Source organism: Burkholderia sp. L-4, from assembly GCF_056856535.1.
This window is the reverse complement of record NZ_JBXEOX010000002.1, coordinates 686,062-707,183: the sequence shown is the minus strand read 5'-3', so window position 1 is coordinate 707,183 and position 21,122 is coordinate 686,062. Positions and strand designations below refer to the sequence as shown.

Genomic DNA, 21,122 nt, shown 5'->3' with positions numbered 1-21,122 from the left:
GGACTTGCAAATATCGGGCAGAGCGTTGCGGTACAAGGCTTTGCGGTATGCAAAAGGGTGCCGCGCCGCGTATGGCCGGCGATTCCACTGGTTTAACGGCGGGCGTGCGAGATACTTGAATGCACGTGGTATGTACCGATTATCGGTTTCAGCGGACGATTGCAGTGGCCGTGTCAACGCGAATATGAAAACGGGCGGCCGCGAGGGCCGCCCGTTTGGTCAGGCCGGCATGCGGACCGGCCCGCATGCGCAGGTTTAGGCGCCGTGCTGTTGCGCCTTGAACGCGAGGCGGAACTGGTGCAGCAGCGGCTCGGTGTAACCGCTCGGTTGCGACGTGCCCTGCAGCGCGAGCGCGCACGCGGCCTTGAATGCGGTCGACTGGTCGTAGCCGGGCGCCATCGGGCGATAGTTCGGGTCGCCGGCGTTCTGCTGGTCGACGACGCGCGCCATCCGCTTGAACACGTCGAGCACGAAGGCCTCGGTGATCACGCCGTGGCGCAGCCAGTTGGCGATGTGCTGGCTCGAGATGCGCAGCGTTGCACGGTCTTCCATCAGGCCGACGTCGTGGATGTCGGGCACCTTCGAGCAGCCGACGCCCTGTTCGACCCAGCGCACGACGTAGCCGAGGATGCCCTGCGCGTTGTTCTCGACCTCGCTCAGGATCTCGGCCTCGCTCCATGCGGCGCGCTCGACGACCGGCACGGTCAGCAGCCCTTCGAGCAGCGTGTCGCGTTCGCTCGCGTACGGCGTCTTCTCGAGTTCCTGCTGGACGGCCTGCACGTCGACGAGGTGGTAGTGCAGCGCGTGCAGCGTCGCGGCGGTCGGCGACGGCACCCAGGCGGTGTTCGCGCCGGCGCGCGGATGCGCGATCTTCTGCTCGAGCATCGCGTGCATCAGGTCCGGCATCGCCCACATGCCCTTGCCGATCTGCGCGCGGCCGCGCAGGCCGGCCGACAGGCCCGCGAGCACGTTGTTGCGCTCGTACGACTGGATCCACGCGGACGATTTCATGTCGCCCTTGCGGATCATCGGGCCCGCTTCCATCGCGGTGTGCATCTCGTCGCCGGTGCGGTCGAGGAAGCCGGTGTTGATGAACGCGACACGCGCGGCCGCCGCGGCGATACACGCGGCGAGGTTTACGCTGGTGCGGCGCTCCTCGTCCATGATGCCCATCTTCAGCGTGTTGCGCGGCAGGCCGTACAGATCCTCGATGCGCGCGAACAGCGTATCGGCGAACGCGACTTCGACCGGGCCGTGCATCTTCGGCTTCACGATGTAGATCGAACCCGTGCGCGAATTGCGCTTGGCCTTCAGGTCGTGCAGCGCGCACAGCGTCGTGACGACGCCGTCGAGGATGCCTTCCGGGATCTCGTTGCCGTCGCGGTCGAGCACCGCGCCGTTGGTCATCAGGTGGCCGACGTTGCGCACGAACAGCAGCGAGCGGCCGTGCAGCGACAGCGTGCCGCCGTCGGGCGTGGTGTACTCGCGGTCGGCGTTCAGGCGGCGCGTGAAGTGCTTGCCGCCCTTCGCGACTTCCTCGGCCAGCGTGCCCTGCATCAGGCCGAGCCAGTTGCGGTAGAGCTGGACCTTGTCGTCGGCGTCGACCGCCGCGACCGAATCCTCGCAGTCGATGATCGTGCTGACCGCGGCTTCGAGCACGATGTCCTTCACGTTCGCGAGATCGGCGCGGCCGATCGGCGTCGACGCGTCGATCTGGATCTCGAGGTGCAGGCCGTTGTGCTTCAGCAGGATCGCGGACGGCGCGTCGGCCGTGCCCTGGTAGCCGACGAACTGCGCCGGCTGCGCGAGCGATACGTTGCCTTTCGCGGTTTCGACGGCGAGCTGGCCGTCCTGCACGCGATAGCGCAGCGCGTCGCGGTGCGAGCCGCTCGCGAGCGGCGCCGCGTTGTCGAGCACGTTGCGCGCATAGTCGATCACGCGCTGGCCGCGCGTGGGGTTGTAGGCCGCGGTGCGTTCGGCGCCGCCGTCTTCGGGCAGCGCGTCGGTGCCGTACAGCGCGTCGTACAGGCTGCCCCAGCGGGCGTTCGCGGCGTTCAGCGCGTAGCGCGCGTTCGACAGCGGCACGACGAGCTGCGGGCCGGCCTGCGTGGCGATCTCGCTGTCGACGTTCGCGGTGGCTGCCGCGACGTTCGACGGGACCGGCACGAGGTAGCCGATTTGTTCGAGGAAGGCACGGTACGCGGCGTGGTCGCGTACGGGGCCCGGGTGGGCACGGTGCCACGCGTCGAGTTCCTGCTGCAGGCGGTCGCGTTCCGCGAGCAGTTCGCGGTTGCGCGGCGCGAGGTCGTGCACCAGGGCCGAGAAACCGCTCCAGAACGCGGCCTTGTCGATGCCGGTGCCCGGCAGCGCTTCGTTTTCAATGAACTGGCTCAGCGCTGGCGCGACTTGCAGTCCTGCTTGGTCGATCATCGTTAATCCTCCCGGGGAAAAATGCGCGCGCGGCTTGGCTGGTTATTCCGCGACGCTCTGTGTGCCGGCGCGGGCGATCTGCGCGTCCTGCTCCGACTTTACGCCAGACACGCCGATCGCGCCCGCAATCCGGCCGCCGACCGTGACCGGCACGCCGCCTTCGAGCAACCCGCTCAGCGGCGCGCTGAGAAACGCGGTGCGGCCACCGTTGATCATATCCTCATACGCCTTCGTCTCGCGACGGCCGAGCGCCGCCGCGCGCGCCTTGTCCTGCGCGATGTCGCTGCTGGCCGGCGACGCGCCGTCCAGCCGCGCGAACGCGAGCAGGTGGCCGCCGTCGTCGACGACGGCGATCGACACGGCCCAGCCGTGGCGTTCCGCTTCCGCGCGGGCGGCGGCGAGCATGCGGTCGGCGTCGGCCAGTTCGAGTTCGGGTTTCGTCTGCATGGCATTCCTCCGGAATCCGGTCAGTTGACGAGCCGGTTGTCGACGAGCTCGATCCAGTGGCGTACGGGCGTGCGACCCGCGCCGTTCAGGTGAGTCTGGCAGCCGACGTTGGCCGTGACAATCAGGTCCGGCCGCGCGGCTTCGAGCGCATCGAGCTTGTTGTCGCGCAGCGTCGTCGCGAGCTCGGGCTGCGTCAGCGAATACGTGCCGGCCGAGCCGCAGCACAGATGGCCGTCGGCGACATTCGTCAGATCGAAGCCGAGCCGCGTCAGGACGCTTTCGACCGCGCCGCCGAGGCGCTGAGCGTGCTGCAGCGTGCACGGGCAGTGGACCGCGATGCGGCGCGGCGTCCCATCGGCCAGCGCGTCGAGCGGCTCGGCCGCGATCACTTCGGCGAGATCGCGCGCGAGCGTGCTGACGCGCCGCGCCTTCTCCGCATAGACGGGGTCGGAGCGCAACAGGTCGCCGTATTCCTTGACGAACGCGCCGCAGCCGCTCGCCGTCAGCACGATCGCTTCCGCGCCGGCTTCGATCGCCGGCCACCACGCATCGATATTGCGGCGTGCGCGGACCAGGCCCGCCTCCTGCGCGTTCAGGTGATATTCGGTCGCGCCGCAGCAGCCGGCCTCGCGCGCCGGCGTGACGCTGATGCCGAGCCGGTCGAGCACGCGCGCGGCGGCCGCGTTGGTGTTCGGCGACAGCGACGGCTGCACGCAGCCTTCGAGCATCAGCACGCGCCGGGCGTGACGCGCGGCGGGGCGCGCGGCCGCTGCGGGGGCGGCGGCCGGGATCTTGTCCCGCAGCGTGCCGGGCAGCAGCGGGCGCAGCGCGCGGCCGGCCTTCAGCAGCGCGGCGAACGTCGCCGGACGCGGCACGACGTGACGCAGCCCCGCGCGCAGCCATCGTTCGCGCGCGGGCCGCGGCGCGCGCTTCTCGGCTTCCGCGCGGCCGATGTCGAGCAGCGTGTGGTAGCGCACGCCGGACGGGCAGGTGGTCTCGCAGTTGCGGCACGTCAGGCAGCGGTCGAGATGCCGTTGCGTGCGCTCGCCGCACGGCTCGCCTTCGAGCAGCTGCTTGATCAGGTAGATGCGGCCGCGCGGCCCGTCGAGCTCGTTGCCGAGCACCTGGTAGGTCGGGCAGGTCGCATTGCAGAAGCCGCAGTGCACGCAGGCGCGCAGGATCGCTTCCGCTTCGTCGGCCCGGGCGAGGGCCTTGCTTGCTTCGCTGAGATTGGTTTGCATCGGCGGGTCGGGGTCGGGTTCGCGTCAGAAGTCGGCGTAGAGCCGGCCGGGGTTGAAAATCGCGTACGGGTCGAGTTGCGCCTTGAGCTGCCGGTGGACGCGCAGCAGCGCGGGCGGCAGCGGCTGGAACGGCGCGTGTGCGGCGCCCGCCGTGAAGCAGGTCGCGTGGCCGCCCCATTGCGCGGCGAGCCGCTGCACGTCGGCCGGCGCGGCGTCGCTCTTCAGCCAGCGCTGCGCGCCGCCCCAGTCGACGAGCTGCGCGCCCGGTAACGCGTCGAGCGGCGCGGCAGCCGGCACCGACACGCGCCACAGCGGGCGCGGATCGTCGAAGAACGGCAGCGCAAGGTCGCGCAACCGTGCCCAGAACGCGTCCCCGGCGTCGTCCATCGGATCGCCGCCGATCGTGTCGCGCGCGGCCTTGACCGAGCCGTCGCCACCCTCGATGCGCACGCGCAGCACGCCGTCCGCGTGGCACGCGCCCGCGAGCGGCAGCCCCGCGCGCCGCCATGCGGCGACGCGCTGAACGGCTTCGCCGGCCGCGAGCGTCAACGCGAGATCGCCGGTCGCGCGCGGTTTCGGCAGCACCTTCAGCGACACCTCGGTCACGACGCCGAGACAGCCGAAGCTGCCCGCGAGCAGCCGCGACACGTCGTAGCCCGCGACGTTCTTCATCACTTCGCCGCCGAACCGCAGGTGCTTCGCGTGGCCGGTGATCACGCGGCAGCCGAGCACGAAGTCGCGTACCGCGCCGGCCCACGGGCGGCGCGGTCCCGACAGCGCCGCCGCGAACATCCCGCCGACCGTCGCCGCGCCGCCGAACGACGGCGGCTCGCACGGCAGCATCTGGCCGGCCGTGTCGAGCATTGCTTCGAGATCGGCGAGCGGCGTGCCCGCGCGCGCGGTGACGACGAGCTCGGTCGGGTCGTACGAGACGACGCCGCGATGCATGCGCACGTCGAGCGTGCGGCCTTCGACGGGGCGGCCGAGGCACGCCTTCGTGCCGGCGCCGCGGATGTGCAGCGGCTGGCGATCGTGGATCGCCGCGTCGACCTGCGCGACGAGCGCCGCGCTGTCGTCGATCGATTCGATGTCGCGTCGCATCAGAAGCGCTCCAGTTCGGGAAACGGCAGCTGGCCGTGATGGACGTGCATCGCGCCGAATTCGGCACAGCGGTGCAGCGTCGGGATGTTCTTGCCGGGATTGAGCAGCCCCTGCGGGTCGAACGCGGCCTTCACCGCGTGGAAGAACGTGATTTCGTCGGCGTTGAACTGCACGCACATCTGGTTGATCTTCTCGCGCCCGACGCCGTGCTCGCCGGTGATGCTGCCGCCCGCCGCGACGCACAGCTCGAGGATCCTGCCGCCGAGCGCTTCCGCGCGATCGAGCTCGCCGGGCCGGTTCGCATCGAACAGGATCAGCGGGTGCATGTTGCCGTCACCCGCGTGGAACACGTTCGCGACCGGCAGCCCGTATTCGGCCGACAGCGCGGCGATCCCTTCGAGCACGCGCGGCAGCTCGCGACGCGGGATCGTGCCGTCCATGCAGTAGTAGTCGGGCGACATGCGGCCGACCGCGGGAAACGCGTTCTTGCGGCCGGCCCAGAAGCGCTGGCGCTCGGCCTCGTCGCGCGCAACGCGGATCTCGGTGGCGCCCGCGTCGCGCAGCAGCGCGGCGACGCGCTCGGCATCCTCGTCGACGTCGCTCGCCGCGCCGTCGAGTTCGCACAGCAGGATCGCCTGCGCATCGACCGGGTAGCCCGCATGGATGAAATCCTCGGCCGCGCGGATCGCGAGGTTGTCCATCATCTCGAGGCCGCCGGGAATCACGCCCGCGCCGATGATTCGCGCGACCGCGACGCCGGCCTCGGCGACGTCGTCGAAGCTCGCCATCAGCACCTTCACGCTCGGCGGCTTCGGCAGCAGCTTCACGGTCACTTCGGTGACGATGCCGAGCATGCCTTCGGAGCCGGTGAACAGCGCGAGCAGGTCGAAGCCGGGCGCGTCGAGCGCATCGGCGCCGAGCGTGAGCGTGTCGCCGTCGATCGTCAGGATCTCGACCTTCAGGATGTTGTGCACCGTGAGCCCGTATTTCAGGCAGTGCACGCCGCCCGCGTTTTCGGCGACGTTGCCGCCGATCGAGCATGCGATTTGCGACGACGGATCGGGCGCGTAGTAAAGGCCATGCGGCGCGGCCGCCTGCGAGATCGCGAGATTGCGCACGCCGGGCTGCACGCGTGCAATGCCGGCATCGGGGTCGATGTCGAGAATCCGGTTGAACTTCGCCATCACCAGCAGGAGGCCTTTTTCGAGCGGCATCGCGCCGCCCGACAGCCCCGTGCCCGCGCCGCGCGCGACGACCGGCACGCCGTGCGCGGCCGCGACGCGCAGCACCGCGCGCACCTGGTCGACCGTGTCGGGCAGCACGACCGCGAGCGGTACCGTGCGGTACGCGGCGAGGCCGTCGCATTCGAACGGCTTGAGCGCCTCGCGTTCGTGCAGCACGTCGAGGCCGGGCGCCGCCGCATGCAGCGCGGCGACGAGCGTGTCACGGTCGACGGTCGCCAGCGCGCCGTCGATCCGTTCGTCGTAGATGAAACTCATCGGTCTGTCTCCACCATGCAGGCGGCCGCGCGATGCGCGGCACGCCGGAAGGAAGGGATTCTTGGCGGGCCGCGCGGGCGTGTCCAGATGTCTTCAAGGTGGTCGTACCAGTTTTTCGATCGAGCCTTTTGAGATAGTCGTGGCGGGCCAGGAAAAACCAGTAGGAACAAGGCTTTGTGAGAAAATCGGCGATATCCGTCCAAAGTGGTCATACCAGTATGGGAATGCAGGATCGAGAAGGGCCGGCGCGGCGCGTGGCCGATGTCGTCGCCGAGCGGATCGAGCAGCTGATCGTCGACGGCGTGCTGAAGGCCGGACAGGCGTTGCCGTCCGAACGGCGGCTGACCGAGAAGCTCGGCGTGTCGCGTACGGCCGTGCGCGAAGGGATGAAGCTGCTGCACGCGCGCGGGATCATCGACACGGCGCACGGCAAGGGCTCGTTCGTTGCGAGCCTGACCCCGCAGCGCGAGGTCACGCCGATGATGCATCTGCTCGGCTCGCAGCCGCGCACGCTGTACGACCTGTTCGAGGTGCGCGGGATGCTCGAGGCCGAGGCCGCGCGGCTTGCGGCGCTGCGCGGCACGCCGGCCGATTTCATCCTGATCCGGCGCCGCTACGAGGAAATGACGGCGGCCGACGCGCAGGATCTCGACCCCGCCGCGCGCGCGAAGCTCGATCACGCGTTCCATCTCGCGATCTGCGAGGCGTCGCACAACCCCGTGCTCGTCAATACGCTGCAGTCGCTGACCGACCTGCTGCTCAGTTCGGTGTTCGCGTCGGTGAACAACCTCTATCACCGCGAGCCGTTGAAGAAGCAGATCGACCGCCAGCATGCGCGGCTCTACAACGCGGTTACCGGGCGGTTGCCCGACCAGGCACGCAAGGCCGCGAGCGAACATATCCGCCAGTGCGTCGAGTATCTGCGCGAGATCGAGCAGGAGGAACAGCGGCTCGTACGTTCGACGTTGCGGCTCGAAGGGTGGACTTGAGCAAGCGCTGGTGCGTTCGGGCGATGACGTCGATCAAGTGACGTGCGTTGACGATGCGGGTTGACACGCCAATGCATCATGATGTGACGTATCCGGCGAGCGGCGCGCGCTGATTGGCACATTCGTGCAATACGCGCCGTGTACCGTCGAGCGTGTTACGCCATCGATCCCGACAGGAGGATGCTGCATGTCGATGCCGACGCATGGCGGCGGCCCTGATACCCACGCCGGCCCGAATCCGCAAGATGACCGCACGGCGCTGCTGGCGACGCTCGACGAACTGCTGGAGGCCGAGCGCGCGAGCGCACGTGTGGCTTCCGAAACGGCAGCCGAGGTAACCGGCGATCCGGAGCTGCATCGGCTGATCGCGCACATTCGCCAGGACGACGCGCACGGGTGCAGCGTGCTCGTCGACGCGATCCGGTCGCTCGATGCCGTACCGACGCGCGCGACGGGCGCGTTCCACGAGCAGGCGATGGCGATCGACGATCTGGCGCAGCGGCTGGCGTTCCTGAACCGCGGCCAGCGCTGGGTCGTGCGCAAGCTGCAGACGTTGCTGCCGACGCTTGCCGATCGGGACATGCATCACGCGCTGTCGTTGATGCTGGTCGCGCACGAGAAGAATATCGGGGCGGTGGCGGTGTGGCTGCGCGGCGCGGCGCACGGGGCGCAACCCGCGCCGTAACCGCTAGAATTGCGGTTTTAGCCCGGAATACGTCCATGTCTTTTGCCTCGCTTGGCCTGATCGAGCCGCTGCTGCGTAACCTGCAGGGCCTCAATTACCAGACACCTACGCCGGTGCAGGCCAAGGCGATTCCTGCGGTGCTGAACGGCAAGGACGTCATGGCCGCGGCACAAACCGGCACCGGCAAGACGGCAGGGTTCGCGCTGCCGCTGTTGCAACGGCTCGTGCAACACGGCCCGGCGGTATCCAGCAACCGCGCGCGCGTGCTGGTGCTGGTGCCCACGCGCGAACTGGCCGAACAGGTGCTGCAAAGCTTCGTCGAGTACGGCAAGGGCCTCGATCTGCGTTTCCTGGCCGCCTACGGCGGCGTGAGCATCAACCCGCAGATGATGAAGTTGCGCAAGGGCGTGGACGTGCTCGTTGCCACGCCGGGCCGCCTGCTCGACCTCAATCGCCAGAACGCGGTGCAGTTCGATCAGGTGCAGACGCTGGTGCTGGATGAAGCCGATCGCATGCTGGATCTCGGCTTTGCGCGCGAGCTCAATGCCGTCTTCGCCGCGTTGCCGACGCGGCGCCAGACACTGCTGTTCTCCGCCACGTTTACCGACGATATCCGCGCGATGGCGGCGGGCATCCTGCGCAATCCGGTCGATATCAGCGTCAGCCCGCCCAACGTCACGGCCAGCAAGATCAAGCAGTGGGTGGTGACGGTCGACAAGCGGAACAAGCCCGATCTGTTCATGCACCTGGTGGCCGAGAACAACTGGGAGCACGCGCTGGTATTCGTCAAGACCCGCAATGGCGTCGACTATCTGGCGGCCATGCTGGATGAAGCCGGCTATGCGGTCGACACCATCCACGGCGACAAGCCGCAACCCGCGCGCCTGCGGGCGCTGGAGCGCTTCAAGGCACGCGAAGTACAGATGCTGGTCGCCACCGATGTGGCGGCGCGCGGGCTGGATATCGACGATCTGCCGCTGGTGATTAACGTCGATCTGCCGATCGTCGCGCAGGACTACGTACACCGCATCGGCCGGACCGGCCGCGCGGGTGCCAGCGGGGTGGCCGTGTCGCTCGTGTGTGCCGATGAAGCGCCGCAACTGGCCGCGATCGAAGCGTTGATCCGGCAAACGCTGCGGCGCGAGGAAGAGCCGGGTTTCGAAGCCGAACACCGCGTGCCGGAGACGAGCGCGACGGGGCAGATCATCAAGAAACCTAAAAAACCGAAGAAGCCCAAGGTGCAGCACGCCGCGCCGGTTGCCAAGCCGGCGCCCGGCAAGAAGCCGCGATCGCCGGGCGGCGAAGGGCAGCGCAAGCCTGCGGCGCAGCATGCGAAGCCGGCCGACGGCGGGCCGGACTACACCATCGGCAGTCCGTTCAGCGTGAAAAAGCCGCGCGGCAAACCTGGCGGCAAGCCAGCGGGCAAGCCTGCCGGCGGCCGGGGCAAACCGTCCAGGTAATCCGGATCGGTCCTTTCAAAGTCGGTCAGCCGATCCGGCTGCATCCGGCAACTGCGGCCTGTTCGGCGTGCGTCGACGTTTGCTGAAACAGGTCGTGCGTACGTCGCGCGCGGACGGGCGTAGCCATGGCCGACGGCCACGACAAACCGTCAGGCGGTGGACGTGCTGGAAGCCCGCATTGCATGCGTGTCATGACGCGCGTTGCTCGACCCGTTGTCCAGGCCGTCACTTCGGCCATCGCCAGGTCGGATCGCTCAGATGTTCGGCGAAGTAATCGGACAGCGCCGCGACCTTCGCCGGTCGCGCGCGCGCCGACGGCGTCACGAAGTAAAGACCGCCCTTCGTCAGCGACCAGTCGGTGAGGATCGCTTCGAGACGCCCGTCGGCCAGATATTCGCCGGCGATGAACTCGGGCAGTTCGGCAATCGCCAGGCCGTCGAGCAGCGTGGGCAGCAGCGCATCGGCGTTCGTCACGCGCAGCGGGCCCGCCGGCATCACCGGTTCCTCCTCGCCCGCGTCGTTCGTGAAGCGCCACACGGCGCTGCGTGCACGGTACGCGTACGAGAGACACGGACGGTTCGCCAGTTCGCGCGGATGCGCGGGCCGCCCTTCGCGCTGCAGATACTCCGGCGATGCCACCACGTATTGCGTGACCGCGCACAGCCGCCGGGCGACCAGCGACGAATCCGGCAGCGCGGCGATACGCAGGGCGGCGTCGAACCCGTCGCCGACCAGATCGACCGACGCGTCCGACAGATGCAGGTCGATCGACACCTCCGGGTATGCGCGAAAGAAGCCGGGCAGCAACGGCGCGACCCAGCGCAGCCCGTACGACATCGGCATGGCCAGCCGCACCAGCCCGCGCGGCTGTACCGACATTTCGCGCGCCGAGCTTTCCGCCTCCTCGGCCTGGCGATAGATCTCGCCGGCTTTCTCGCTGATCGTCCGGCCGAACTCGGTGAGCGAGAGCTGACGCGACGTGCGATTGAACAGCCGCGCGCCCAGCCGGTCCTCCAGGCGGGCCACGCCGCGCGAGACCGTGGCGACCGACACGCCGGTCGCGCGCGCCGCGGCTGCGAACGATCCGTGCTCGGCCACCTTCGCGAACATCGCGAGCCCTTCGAAATCGGGAAGTTGAGCCATGTCCTTGTCTTTTCATTTATGCAACGTTTGATTGCAATCAATTCTATTTCGAAAAGATAAGGCCGTCGATATTCTCCTCACATCGCAGCAAGCCGCTGCGACGCAAACATCACCGACTCATCGAAAGGAGCAATACCATGGCACGCAAACTCGACAACAAGATCGCACTCGTCACCGGCGCAACCAGCGGCATCGGCCTCGCCACCGCGCAACGCTTCGCGGCCGAAGGCGCGCACGTCTATCTCACGGGCCGCCGACAGGCGGAACTCGATGCCGCCGTGAAAGGCATTCGCGAAGCCGGCGGCAACGCGATCGGCGTCCGTTCGGATTCCACCCGGCTCGATGAACTCGACGCGCTGTATGCGCAAATCAAGGAAGAACAGGGCCGCCTCGACGTGCTGTTCGTGAACGCCGGTGGCGGCTCGATGCTGCCGCTTGGCAACATCACCGAAGCGCACTACGACGACACCTTCGATCGCAACGTGAAGGGCGTGCTGTTCACGGTGCAAAAAGCGCTGCCGCTGCTTGCCGAGGGCGCATCGGTGATTCTCACCGGCTCGACGGCGGGTAGCGCGGGCACTGCCGCGTTCAGCGTGTACTCGGCTTCGAAGGCGGCGGTGCGGGCGTTTGCGCGCAGCTGGATTCTCGACCTCAAGGACCGCCGTGTGCGCGTGAACACGATCAGCCCGGGCGCGACCCGTACGCCGGGCCTGCTGGATCTTGCCGGCGACGACGCCGCGCAGCGCCAGGGGCTGGCCGATTATCTGGCTGCGCAGATCCCGATGGGGCGGCTCGGCGAGCCCGGCGAGATCGCGAGCGCGGCGCTGTTCCTGGCCTCGGACGACGCGAGCTTCGTGAACGGCATCGAACTGTTCGTCGATGGCGGTCAGCAGCAGATCTGAACGTTGCCGGGGCGCCCGGGGTGTGGGGGACGCGGTCTTCGACGATCGCGATCCGCACCCGGCGTACCCGAATCGAGCTTCATCATGATCGAACATCGGCCTTTTCTTGCGCTGGGCGTGCTGCGGCGCGGCGGTGTCGACGCCCGCCGGCATTTCCGCGAGGGCGTCGACTCTGCGCTGCCCGGCCCGCTCTACGGATGGGACGACGTCGAATTCGCGCCGCACTCGGGCCTCGGCATGCAGGTTCACCGCGACGTCGAGATCGTCACATGGGTGCGTTCGGGCGCCATCACGCACGAGGACGACGCGGGCAATCGCGTGCGTCTGGTCGCCGATTCCGTCCATGTGACGAGTGCCGGCGCGGCGTTTCATCACGCCGAGCGCAACGAGGAAAACGTACCCGCGCGGCAGTTCCGAATCTGGCTGCGTCCGCGCACACCGGCCGGCACCGCGCGCTGCGCGACGCGCGTCTGTTCGCCCGGATGTCGCGACGGCCGATTCGTGACGGTGGCGAGCGGCGATCCAGACGATGTTCGCGCCGGCGCGCTGCCCCTTCACGCCGACGCACGTGTGCGTATCGCGATGCTGCGCGAAGGCACGACGATGCAGCACGGGTTGCCGCTACCGGGCGCCGCCTATCTGGTTGCGGATCACGGGCGGCTGGACGTCGGGCCGATCAGGCTGGCGCAACGCGACGGCATCGCCGTTCGCGATGAAACGTGGCTCGCGTTGCGGGCGCGAGACGACACGAAGGTCGTGATCGTCGAGCGCCTGCGCCAGGGCAGGCGCGCCGACAGGTGACATCGAGCGGCATTGCCTTCCAATCCGCACGGCATGAAAAAAGCCCGCCGAAGCGGGCAACCTCACGATGCGGAGGGGGAGATGCGAAAAACGCTTGCGGCGCGCGTTCAGCCTTTCGTCGCGCCGAACGTGAGCCCCGCGACGAAATGCTTCTGCATCGCGAAGAACATCGCGACCGACGGCAGCGCGGCGAGAATCGACCCGGCCGACACGAGATTCCACGACGTCGTCCATTGCCCCTTCAGCGCTGCGACGCCGGCGGTGATCGGCGCGGCCTCGTCGCCCTGCGTGAGACACAGCGCCCAGAAGTAGTCGTTCCAGACGAACGTGAACACGAGAATCGCCAGCGCGGCCAGCGCGGGCCGGATCAGCGGCAGCACGATGCGCCAGAACACCGTCCATTCGCCCGCGCCTTCGATGCGCGCCGCCTCGATCAGCTCGAACGGCAACTGCTTGATGAAGTTGCGCAGGAACAGCGTGCAGAACCCGGTCTGGAACGCGACGTGAAACAGGATCAGCGCTTCGACCGTATTGAACACGCCGAGCCTCAGCGACAGGTCGCGCACCGGAATCATCAGCACCTGCACCGGCACGAAGTTGCCGGCGACGAACGTGCCGAACAGCGCGGTATTGCCGCGGAACCGGTAGGTCGCGAGCGCGAAGCCGGCCATCGCCGCGAGCGCGATCGAGCCGATCACGGACGGCACCGTGATCTGCACGCTGTTCCAGAAGTAATGCAGCATCGGCGACGTCGTCAGCGCGTCGCGGTAGTTCTCGACCATCGCGAAGCGGCGCGGCCAGCCCCAGTAGTGGCCTTCGACGAGTTCTTCGGTCGAGCGCACCGACGTGACGAACACGGCGATCATCGGCATCAGCCAGATCAGCAGCGCGACGGGCAGCGACAGCTTGTACAGCCGGCGCGAGACGGGCTTCCATTGGGCAACGGGCGTCGGAAACATGATGAAGCCTCTCCGGTGGGTCACTGCTCGTTGCGCAGCATGCGGCGCAACTGGAACACGATGTAGACGAGCATGATCGCGAACAGCACGGCGGCGATCGACGCGGAATAGCCCAGCCGGTAATACTTGATCGCCTGGTCGTACATGTAATACGCGAGCACGGTCGAACTCTCGAACGGGCCGCCGCTCGTCATCACCGAGATCAGGTCGAAGCTGCGCAGCGCGCCGATCACCGTGACGACGATCGCCATGAAAGTGGTCGGCCGCAACTGCGGCAGCACGACGTGCCACAGCAGCGCGAAGCCGCGCGCGCCTTCCATCCGCGCGGCCTCGATCTGTTCCGGGTTGACCGACGTGAGGCCGGTCAGGTACAGGATCATGCAGTACGCCGTCTGCGGCCACAGCGCGGCGAACACGACGCCGAGCGTCGCGTAGCGTGCGTCGCCGAGTACCGGGATGCCGTGCCCGACTATCAACGCGAGCAGCCCGAAGGTCGGATCGTAGAACCACGAGAAGATCAGGCCGACGACCACGCCGGACAGCACGAACGGCGCGAAGAACAGCGATTTCACGAGGCGGATGCCGCCGACCGCCTGGTTCAGGTACAGCGCGAGCGCGAGGCCGAGCGGCGGCGCGAGCATGAAGAGCGCGAGCCAGATCACGTTGTTGCGCAGCGCCGTGTAGAAGGTCGGCGCCTGCAGCAGTTCGGCATAGTTCGCGAGACCGACGAACGTGCGCTCGGTCATCCCGTCCCAGTTGTACAGGCTCAGCCACAGCGTCGACAGGATCGGCCAGATCACATAGACGGCCACCATCGCGCAGGCCGGCGCGAGAAACAGCCACGCGGCGCGCCGTTGCCGCCGCACGGCGGGCGACGGGCGGCGCGCGGGCAACGCGGCGGCGGATGTCCCGCGCGGCGGCGGCGCGGTGCCGGCGCGCGGGGGGGACGTGATCGGACTGGACACGGCAAGCCTCCTGAACGGACAGGGCGGCGCGCGGCCGCCGGTTGGGTCACGCGGTCACTTCTTGTAGATCCGCTTGCGGGTCTGTTCGAGTTGCGCGAGCACCGTATCGAGCTGCGCGGGATTCGCGAGGAACTGCTGCATGCCTTTCATCCCTTCGTCGGCCATTTCCTTCGTCATGTCGCGATCGTAGAACTGCGCGACGCCGCCCTTCGTGTCGGCGAGAATCCGGAACCCGATGCGCGAGACCGGATCGGCCGGCTCGGGCGACTTGCTGTTGGCCGACAGCGAGCCGAGCCCTTCCGCGAGCTTCGCGCCCATCTCGGGCGTTTCGACGAATGCGAGGAACGTGCGCGCATCGGCCTTGTTCTTCGCCTTGGTCGGGATGTGCAGCGATTCGACCGGGCCGTCCTCGGCGGTCGGCACCTTCGGGTCGATGATCGGGAAGCGGTAGTAGCCCATTTCCGGCTTCACGTTCGGCGGAAAGCCCGCCGCGATGAAGGTGCCCATCAGCATCATCGCGGCCTTGCCCTGGAACAGGAACGGCTGTGCGCCGTCGAGATCGTAGGACAGCGCGTTGTCGATGAAGTAGCCGGCGTCGATCAGCGACTTCCACGTCGTGTAGACCTTCTTCACGCGCGGGTCGGTGTACGGCACGTCGCCGGCCATCAGTTGCTGGTGGAACGCGTTGCCGTTCAGGCGCAGGTCGAGATAGTCGAACCAGCCGGCAAGCGTCCACGCGTCGCGGCCGCCGATCGCGACCGGCGTGATGCCGGCCGCCTTCAGCTTCTTGCACGCGTCGAGAAACTGGTCCCACGTCTTCGGCTCGTCGGCGATGCCGACCTTGCGGAACAGGTCCTTGCGGTAGAACAGCCCCCACGAGTAGTAGACGGTCGGCGCCGCATACTGCTTGCCGTTGTACGACGAGGCATCGCGCGTCGACGCGTACATCGCGCCCCAGCCGTTCTTGGTCCAGTCGCCGCTCAGGTCCTCGAACAGCCCGCGCTTCGCGTAGTACGCCATCCGCTCGCCCGCGTGCCAGTTCACGACGTCCGGCGCGACGGTCGTCAGCCACGCGGGGAGTTGCACCTTGTACGCTTCCTCGTCGACGAAGGTCGCCTTCACGTCGATGTCGGGATGCGCCTTGTGGAACGCGTCGAGCGTCGATTGCCAGACCGCGCGCTGGCTCGCGCCCTTGAACGCGATATTGATCGTCAGCGTGCCGGCATCGGCGGGCGCCGTCGTGCCGAGCGATGCGAACGCGACGGTGGCGGCCGCGGCGAGCCGGGCGGCGGCGCGAAGGGGGCGATGTGTCATGCGTGTCTCCATTCCAGTGTGTCGTCTTGTGCGTGACCGGCGCGTCGCGGCGCCGGTGGCGGGGGGGCTACGAACGGCTGCGATACACGGCCACGTCCTGCGGCTCGACTTGCGCGGCGCCGAGCACGAACGCCGACGGCGGCACCGTATCGATCGTGTGCGGCGCGTTGCCGTAGTTGAAAACGTAGGTCAGGCCGCCGCGCCGGCTCACCCGCACGCCGTCGCCGAGCGGCGTCGGCGCGAGGCCCGCGTCGGTCGCGACGTCGGCGAACAGCTTCGCGGTGGTCGCGGCGTCGAACAGCGCGGCCCAGTAGTGCAGCGCGCCATGCGACACGCAGGCCGGATGACCGTCGGCGAAACGCGCATGCACGACGCTGCGCGTTTCGTCGTGGAGCTCGACGAAGTCGCGCCAGTGGCGCGCGTCGCCCGCGAGCGGCGAGCCGTCGCGCAACGTGCCGTCGATCCGCTCGGTCACGTTCGGCCGCAGCGATTCGACGCGCCACACGCGCACCGGCAGGATCGACGCGAGCGGGCCGGGCGGCAGCGTCGGCGGAATCTGCAGGTCGACGGTCTTCGAACCCGTACGCGGCCCGAATACCGCATGTGCGCCCGAGGCGGCGAGCCGTGCCGCGAAATCGTCCGGCACGACGGGCAGCGGCGGCACGACGACGAGGCGATAGCCGTCGAGCGGCGCGTGCGGCGACACGATGTCGACGTCCAGGCCGAGCGAGCGCAGCGCCGAGTAGTAGTCGAACGCGACGCGCGGGTAGTGGAAATCGGCGCCTTGCGGCTGCACTTCGAACAGCCACTTCGCTTCATAGTCGAACACGAGCGCGACCGGGGCGCGCACCGTGCCGTTCGCGTCGGCATCGGCGCCGGCATCGAGCACGGTGGCGATTTCGCGTGCGACGCGCTGCGCGTCGCGGCCGCCTTCGTCGAGCCGGTTGTCCGGCGTATTGAGGCCCGCATGCATCTGCTCCTGCGCGAACGGCGCCTGCCGCCAGCGGAAGTAGGACACGCAGCCGGCGCCATGCGCGAACGCTTCCCAGCTCCACAGGCGCACCATGCCCGGCAGCGGCGCGGGGTTCCACTGGGCCCAGTTCACGGGCCCCGGCTGCTGTTCCATCACCCAGAACGGCAGCTTCGACATCCCGCGATACAGATCGTGATTGAACGACGCGAAATCCGGATGGCCGGTGCGCAGCCAGCGCGCCTTCACGTCGGGCGCGAACCAGAGCTCCTCGAGCGCGCCGAGCGGGTAGCTGTCCCACGTCGCGATGTCGAGGTCGCGCGCCACCTCGTAGTGATCGAACTCGGTGAACAGCTGCATGAAGTTGTGCGCGACCGGCCGGCCCGGCGAATGCGCGCGGATCACGTCGACCTGCATCCGGTGATAGCGCGCGACTTCGTCGGATGCGAAGCGCCGGTAATCGAGACGATGCGACGGATGGGCTTCGGTCACGGTGCCGACGGGCGCGTCGATTTCGTCGAAACGGCGATACTCCATGCTCCAGAACACGGTGCCCCATGCGCGGTTCAGCGCGTCGATCGTGCCGTAGCGCGCCTTCAGCCACGCACGGAAGCGCACGAGCGCGGCCGGCGAGTAGCTGACGACGGTCTGGTGGCAGCCGAGTTCGTTGTCGGTCTGCCAGTGGCGCACGGCGGGATGGCGGCCGTAGCGTTCGGCGACGGCCGTGCAGATCTGCCGCGACGCTTCCAGATAGGTCGGCGACGAGAAGTCGTAGTGGCGGCGCGAGCCGAACGCGCGCGGCCGGCCGTCGGCACCGATCGCTAGGATGTCGGGATGGCGGTCGACCAGCCATTTCGGCGGCGTCGCGGTCGGCGTGCACATCACGATCTCGAGGCCGGCCGCGCCGAGCACGTCGACCGCGCGGTCGAGCCAGCCCCAGTCGTATTCGCCCGGCGACGGCTCGATGCGGCTCCACGCGAATTCGGCGATCCGCACCTGCTCGATACCGAGCGCTTTCATCCGGCGGGCGTCATCGGCCCACATCGATTCCGGCCAGTGTTCCGGGTAGTAGCAGACTCCGAGGCGCATGCCGATCCTTATGCGTAGTGGTGGACGTGGACGTCGGCGCACGCGGGCACCGCGCGGCCGTCTTCGGTGAAGAGATGGCAGGCCGCGGCCGGCGCATGCAGGTGCACGCGCTCGCCGGTGCGCACCTGCGCGTCGCCGGGCACCTTCGCGATCAGCGGTGCGCCGCCGGGCCCGTCGAGGTGCACGTAGGTCTGTTCGCCGAGGCGTTCGACGAGCGCGACGTCGCGCGCGAGCGTCGTGGCGTCGAGCGCGACGCCGAGCGTCAGGTGTTCGGGGCGAATGCCGAGCGTCACGGCGGCGCCGGCGCCAAGTGCCGAGCCGTCGCGCGGCAGCGCGAAGGTCTCGCCGGACGGCACGAGCGTGACGGTCGTGCGATGCGCGTCGCACGCGGTCACGACGGCCGGCAGGAAGTTCATGCGCGGCGACCCGATGAAACCCGCGACGAAGCGGCTGGCCGGATGGTGGTAGAGGTCGAGCGGCGCGCCGACCTGCGCGATGCTGCCGTGCTGCGCGGTATCCGCGCCGGCGTGCAGCAGCACGATCTTGTCGGCGAGCGTCATCGCTTCGGTCTGGTCGTGCGTCACGTAGACGACGCTCGCGCGTTCGAACTGCCGGTGCAGCCGCGCGATCTCGATGCGGGTCTGGCCGCGCAGCGCCGCGTCGAGATTCGACAGCGGTTCGTCGAACAGGAACACGCCGGGCTCGCGCACGATCGCGCGGCCGATCGCGACGCGCTGCCGCTGACCGCCGGACAGCGCCTTCGGCTTGCGGTCGAGCAGCGTGTCGAGCTGCAGGATGCGCGCGGCGTCGCGCACCTTGCGGTCGATCTCGACTTTCGGCACCCGTGCGAGCTTCAGCCCGAACGCCATGTTCTCGTACACCGTCATGTGCGGAAACAGCGCGTAGCTCTGGAACACCATCGCGACGCCGCGCTCGGCGGCCGGCACGTCGTCGACGCGGCGGCCGTCGATCGACAGTTCGCCCGCGCTCAGGTCCTCGAGCCCGGCGATCATGCGCAGCAGCGTCGACTTGCCGCAACCGGACGGCCCGAGGAACACGCAGAACTCGTGCGCACCGATCTCCAGATCGACGTCGCGTATCACCGGCGCGTGATCGCCGTAGGCTTTCTGCACGCGCCGCATCGAGATGCTCGCCATTGTCTCCGCTCCATGTTTTAATGCGCCGTACTGCATGATTAAGCGCTTAATCATCGCGATCAAAAAAAGAGGCGATGCGATCGCGTCCGAGTCGCGCCCGTCGGGCGGCGGCAAGGTGTGCGGCGATAGTGCGCCGCTTCGGTAAGCGAAGCAAATATTGGATCGACGTCTCATATAGTGAGCAAACGATGGCAACCCTGGATGAAGTGGCGCGTCGCGCCGGCGTGACGGCCGCGACGGTGTCGAACGTGCTGCGCGGCCGCGGCCGGGTGGGCGAGGCGACGCGGGCGCGCGTGCTGGAAGCCGTCGAGGCGCTCGGGTACCGGCCGCATCTCGCCGCGCGGGCGCTGGCGGAAGGGCGCGCGCCGACGGTCGCGCTGATGGTGTCGAGCATCGCGAACCCGTTCTACCCGGAATTCGCGCTGGCGGTCGAGCGGGCGGTGCGCCGCAACGGGCAGTTCCTGATCGTCTGCAATACGAATGAAGACCCGTTGCAGGGGCGCGCGTATCTCGACCAGATCGCCGGCACGATCTCGGAAGGGATTCTCGTGACCAACGCGAACCTGCACCTGCCGGATCTGCTCGACGTCGCGCGGCGCGGCGTGCCGGTCGTGCTGTGCCTGTGGGAGCGGCCCGAGGCGCCGCCCGACGGCCTGCCGTGCGTGGCGATCGATTTCCGCGAGGCGGGACGGATCGCGACACGGCATCTGCTCGAACTCGGCCACCGGCGGATTGGCGTGATCGTCGGCGGGTCGGCAAGCGGCGTGCAGGCGGCGCGCTACGACGGGTTCGTCGACGTGATGCGCGAGGCCGGGCTCGACGCGTCGGTCGTCGCGGCCGAGCCCGATTCGATCGAAGGCGGCGTGCGCGCGGCGGGGCGGCTGCTCGATGCGCATCCGCGCCTGACCGCGCTGGTGGCCACCAACGACCTGCCGGCGATCGGCGCGATGCATGCGGCGGCCGATCGCGGCAGGCGCGTGCCCGACGATCTGTCGATCGTCGGGATGACCGACATTCATCTGGCCAGCGACACGCGCCCGACGCTGACGACCGTCGCGATCCCGACTGCCGAGGCGGCCGGCCTCGCGGTCGAACTGCTCAATACATTGCGCGAGGCGGGCGGATGGAGCGACGAGGCGCCGCGCATGCGTGTCGCGTCGTTGCCGAAACTGAGGGTGCGCGGCACGACCGGGCAGGCGCCGCGCGCGGCATAGCGCGCGGCGAACCGGCGCGCACCGGTCTCAAGCGCCTTCGACGAGCCGCATCACGATGCGTCTCGCCGACTCGAGATGCGCGACCGTCATCGAGCGTGCCGCCCGCGCATCGCGTGCGCGGCACGCCTGCAGAATCGCTTCGTGCTCGACCTGGAACGACGGCGTATCGGCGAGCAGCGTCGTCTGCAGGCGCTCGTAACGTTCGACCTGGCTGCGCAGTTCGGCAATCGACTTCAGCTGCCGCGCATTGCCGCAACCCGCATACAGCAACGCGTGGAATTCGCGATTCAGTTCGCCCTGCCGGCGCGGCACGCTCGCGTCGCCGAGCAGGCGATGCACGAGTTCGGCGCGCGCGAGCGTCTCGTCGTCCAGACGTTTCACGCTCCGATAGATCGCGTCGCCTTCGAGCAGCACGCGAAGATCGTAGATGTCCTGTACGTCGGACGCACTCAGCATCCGCACGACGGCGCCGCGATTCCTGAAGATATCCAGCAATCCTTCGCGTTCCAGCCGCTGGATCGCCTCGCGCATCGGAATCCGGCTGATGCCGAACCGTTCGGCGAGATCGCGCTCGACCAGCCGTTCGCCGGCCGAAAGCTCGCCGTTGATGATCATGTCGCGCAGCGACGCTGCGACCGCGTCCGCCGTGGAGTCGAGTTTGGCTTCCATGCCTGCGTGTTTCGTCAATTTGGAATAATTGTATACCAAATGGCCATCCAGTGCCACAATGGCGGCCAGGCAGGCGGATGCTGCAAA

Annotated in this window: 17 protein-coding genes and 1 pseudogene; 6 read left to right on the top strand and 12 right to left on the bottom strand. The window is 68.5% G+C overall.

The window, feature by feature from the left end:
• Positions 1–255: 255 nt before the first annotated feature.
• The 5 genes from AC1VVG_RS19940 to glcD are packed head-to-tail and all read right to left on the bottom strand — an operon-like array spanning position 256 to position 6,718.
• The gene (locus tag AC1VVG_RS19940) at positions 256–2,430 is read right to left on the bottom strand and encodes a malate synthase G (RefSeq protein ID WP_034187572.1); all 2,175 of its coding nucleotides are present in this window, start codon (positions 2,428–2,430) and stop codon (positions 256–258) included.
• A 42-nt stretch (positions 2,431–2,472) separates the two neighbouring features.
• A complete protein-coding gene (locus AC1VVG_RS19935; protein ID WP_059559247.1) occupies positions 2,473–2,877 on the bottom strand; it encodes a GlcG/HbpS family heme-binding protein in 405 nt (134 codons plus the stop codon).
• 20 nt (positions 2,878–2,897) lie between these two features.
• Positions 2,898–4,118: a glycolate oxidase subunit GlcF gene (gene glcF / locus AC1VVG_RS19930; RefSeq protein WP_226252455.1), complete on the bottom strand. Its 1,221-nt coding sequence runs from the start codon at positions 4,116–4,118 to the stop codon at positions 2,898–2,900.
• Positions 4,119–4,142: 24 nt separating this feature from the next.
• Positions 4,143–5,219 carry a glycolate oxidase subunit GlcE gene (gene glcE, locus AC1VVG_RS19925; RefSeq protein ID WP_034187575.1) on the bottom strand — a complete coding sequence of 359 codons (1,077 nt, stop codon included), beginning with the start codon at positions 5,217–5,219 and terminating at the stop codon, positions 4,143–4,145.
• A complete protein-coding gene (gene glcD / locus AC1VVG_RS19920) occupies positions 5,219–6,718 on the bottom strand; it encodes a glycolate oxidase subunit GlcD (RefSeq protein WP_034187576.1) in 1,500 nt (499 codons plus the stop codon). Before glcD ends, glcE begins: the two co-directional genes overlap by 1 nt.
• A gap of 218 nt (positions 6,719–6,936) precedes the next feature.
• Between glcD and glcC the strand changes: the two genes are divergently transcribed.
• The 3 genes and pseudogenes from glcC (at position 6,937) to AC1VVG_RS19905 (ending at position 9,852) form a co-directional block, all read left to right on the top strand.
• Positions 6,937–7,707, top strand: a complete 771-nt coding sequence (glcC, locus tag AC1VVG_RS19915) for a transcriptional regulator GlcC (protein WP_049030349.1) — start codon at positions 6,937–6,939, stop codon at positions 7,705–7,707.
• Positions 7,708–7,954: 247 nt separating this feature from the next.
• Positions 7,955–8,392: pseudogene (locus AC1VVG_RS19910) on the top strand (DUF6306 domain-containing protein); the annotation flags it as partial.
• Between the two features lie 35 nt (positions 8,393–8,427).
• Entirely contained in the window at positions 8,428–9,852 is a 1,425-nt protein-coding gene (locus tag AC1VVG_RS19905) for a DEAD/DEAH box helicase (protein ID WP_049030346.1), read from the top strand.
• A gap of 225 nt (positions 9,853–10,077) precedes the next feature.
• On the opposite strand, the gene AC1VVG_RS19900 is transcribed toward AC1VVG_RS19905, so the two are convergent.
• Complete coding sequence (locus AC1VVG_RS19900; RefSeq protein ID WP_482836067.1) at positions 10,078–10,995, bottom strand: LysR family transcriptional regulator; 918 nt, start codon at positions 10,993–10,995, stop codon at positions 10,078–10,080.
• 137 nt (positions 10,996–11,132) lie between these two features.
• Between AC1VVG_RS19900 and AC1VVG_RS19895 the strand changes: the two genes are divergently transcribed.
• Together AC1VVG_RS19895 and AC1VVG_RS19890 are read left to right on the top strand one after the other, a co-directional pair.
• Positions 11,133–11,897: an SDR family NAD(P)-dependent oxidoreductase gene (locus tag AC1VVG_RS19895; RefSeq protein WP_343727244.1), complete on the top strand. Its 765-nt coding sequence runs from the start codon at positions 11,133–11,135 to the stop codon at positions 11,895–11,897.
• An 84-nt stretch (positions 11,898–11,981) separates the two neighbouring features.
• Positions 11,982–12,698 carry a pirin family protein gene (locus tag AC1VVG_RS19890; protein WP_482836066.1) on the top strand — a complete coding sequence of 239 codons (717 nt, stop codon included), beginning with the start codon at positions 11,982–11,984 and terminating at the stop codon, positions 12,696–12,698.
• Positions 12,699–12,805: 107 nt separating this feature from the next.
• Here the strand turns inward: AC1VVG_RS19890 and AC1VVG_RS19885 are convergent, their stop codons facing one another.
• The 5 genes from AC1VVG_RS19885 to AC1VVG_RS19865 all read right to left on the bottom strand — a co-directional run bounded on the left by AC1VVG_RS19885 (position 12,806) and on the right by AC1VVG_RS19865 (position 19,152).
• Positions 12,806–13,657 carry a carbohydrate ABC transporter permease gene (locus AC1VVG_RS19885; RefSeq protein WP_034187583.1) on the bottom strand — a complete coding sequence of 284 codons (852 nt, stop codon included), beginning with the start codon at positions 13,655–13,657 and terminating at the stop codon, positions 12,806–12,808.
• A gap of 20 nt (positions 13,658–13,677) precedes the next feature.
• Complete coding sequence (locus tag AC1VVG_RS19880) at positions 13,678–14,622, bottom strand: carbohydrate ABC transporter permease (protein ID WP_034187584.1); 945 nt, start codon at positions 14,620–14,622, stop codon at positions 13,678–13,680.
• 54 nt (positions 14,623–14,676) lie between these two features.
• On the bottom strand, positions 14,677–15,936 hold the full coding sequence (locus AC1VVG_RS19875) for an ABC transporter substrate-binding protein (RefSeq protein WP_059559230.1): 1,260 nt from the start codon (positions 15,934–15,936) through the stop codon (positions 14,677–14,679).
• Positions 15,937–16,003: 67 nt separating this feature from the next.
• Entirely contained in the window at positions 16,004–17,995 is a 1,992-nt protein-coding gene (locus tag AC1VVG_RS19870; RefSeq protein WP_482836065.1) for a beta-galactosidase, read from the bottom strand.
• 8 nt (positions 17,996–18,003) lie between these two features.
• Complete coding sequence (locus AC1VVG_RS19865) at positions 18,004–19,152, bottom strand: ABC transporter ATP-binding protein (RefSeq protein WP_367188880.1); 1,149 nt, start codon at positions 19,150–19,152, stop codon at positions 18,004–18,006.
• A gap of 188 nt (positions 19,153–19,340) precedes the next feature.
• Here AC1VVG_RS19865 and AC1VVG_RS19860 point away from each other — a divergent pair, with 188 nt between their 5' ends.
• Positions 19,341–20,366 (top strand): LacI family DNA-binding transcriptional regulator, encoded by a 1,026-nt coding sequence (locus AC1VVG_RS19860; protein WP_034187588.1) that lies wholly within the window; start codon positions 19,341–19,343, stop codon positions 20,364–20,366.
• A gap of 27 nt (positions 20,367–20,393) precedes the next feature.
• Here AC1VVG_RS19860 and AC1VVG_RS19855 read toward each other — a convergent pair whose 3' ends face one another.
• On the bottom strand, positions 20,394–21,035 hold the full coding sequence (locus tag AC1VVG_RS19855; protein ID WP_049031899.1) for a GntR family transcriptional regulator: 642 nt from the start codon (positions 21,033–21,035) through the stop codon (positions 20,394–20,396).
• Positions 21,036–21,122 lie beyond the last annotated feature (87 nt).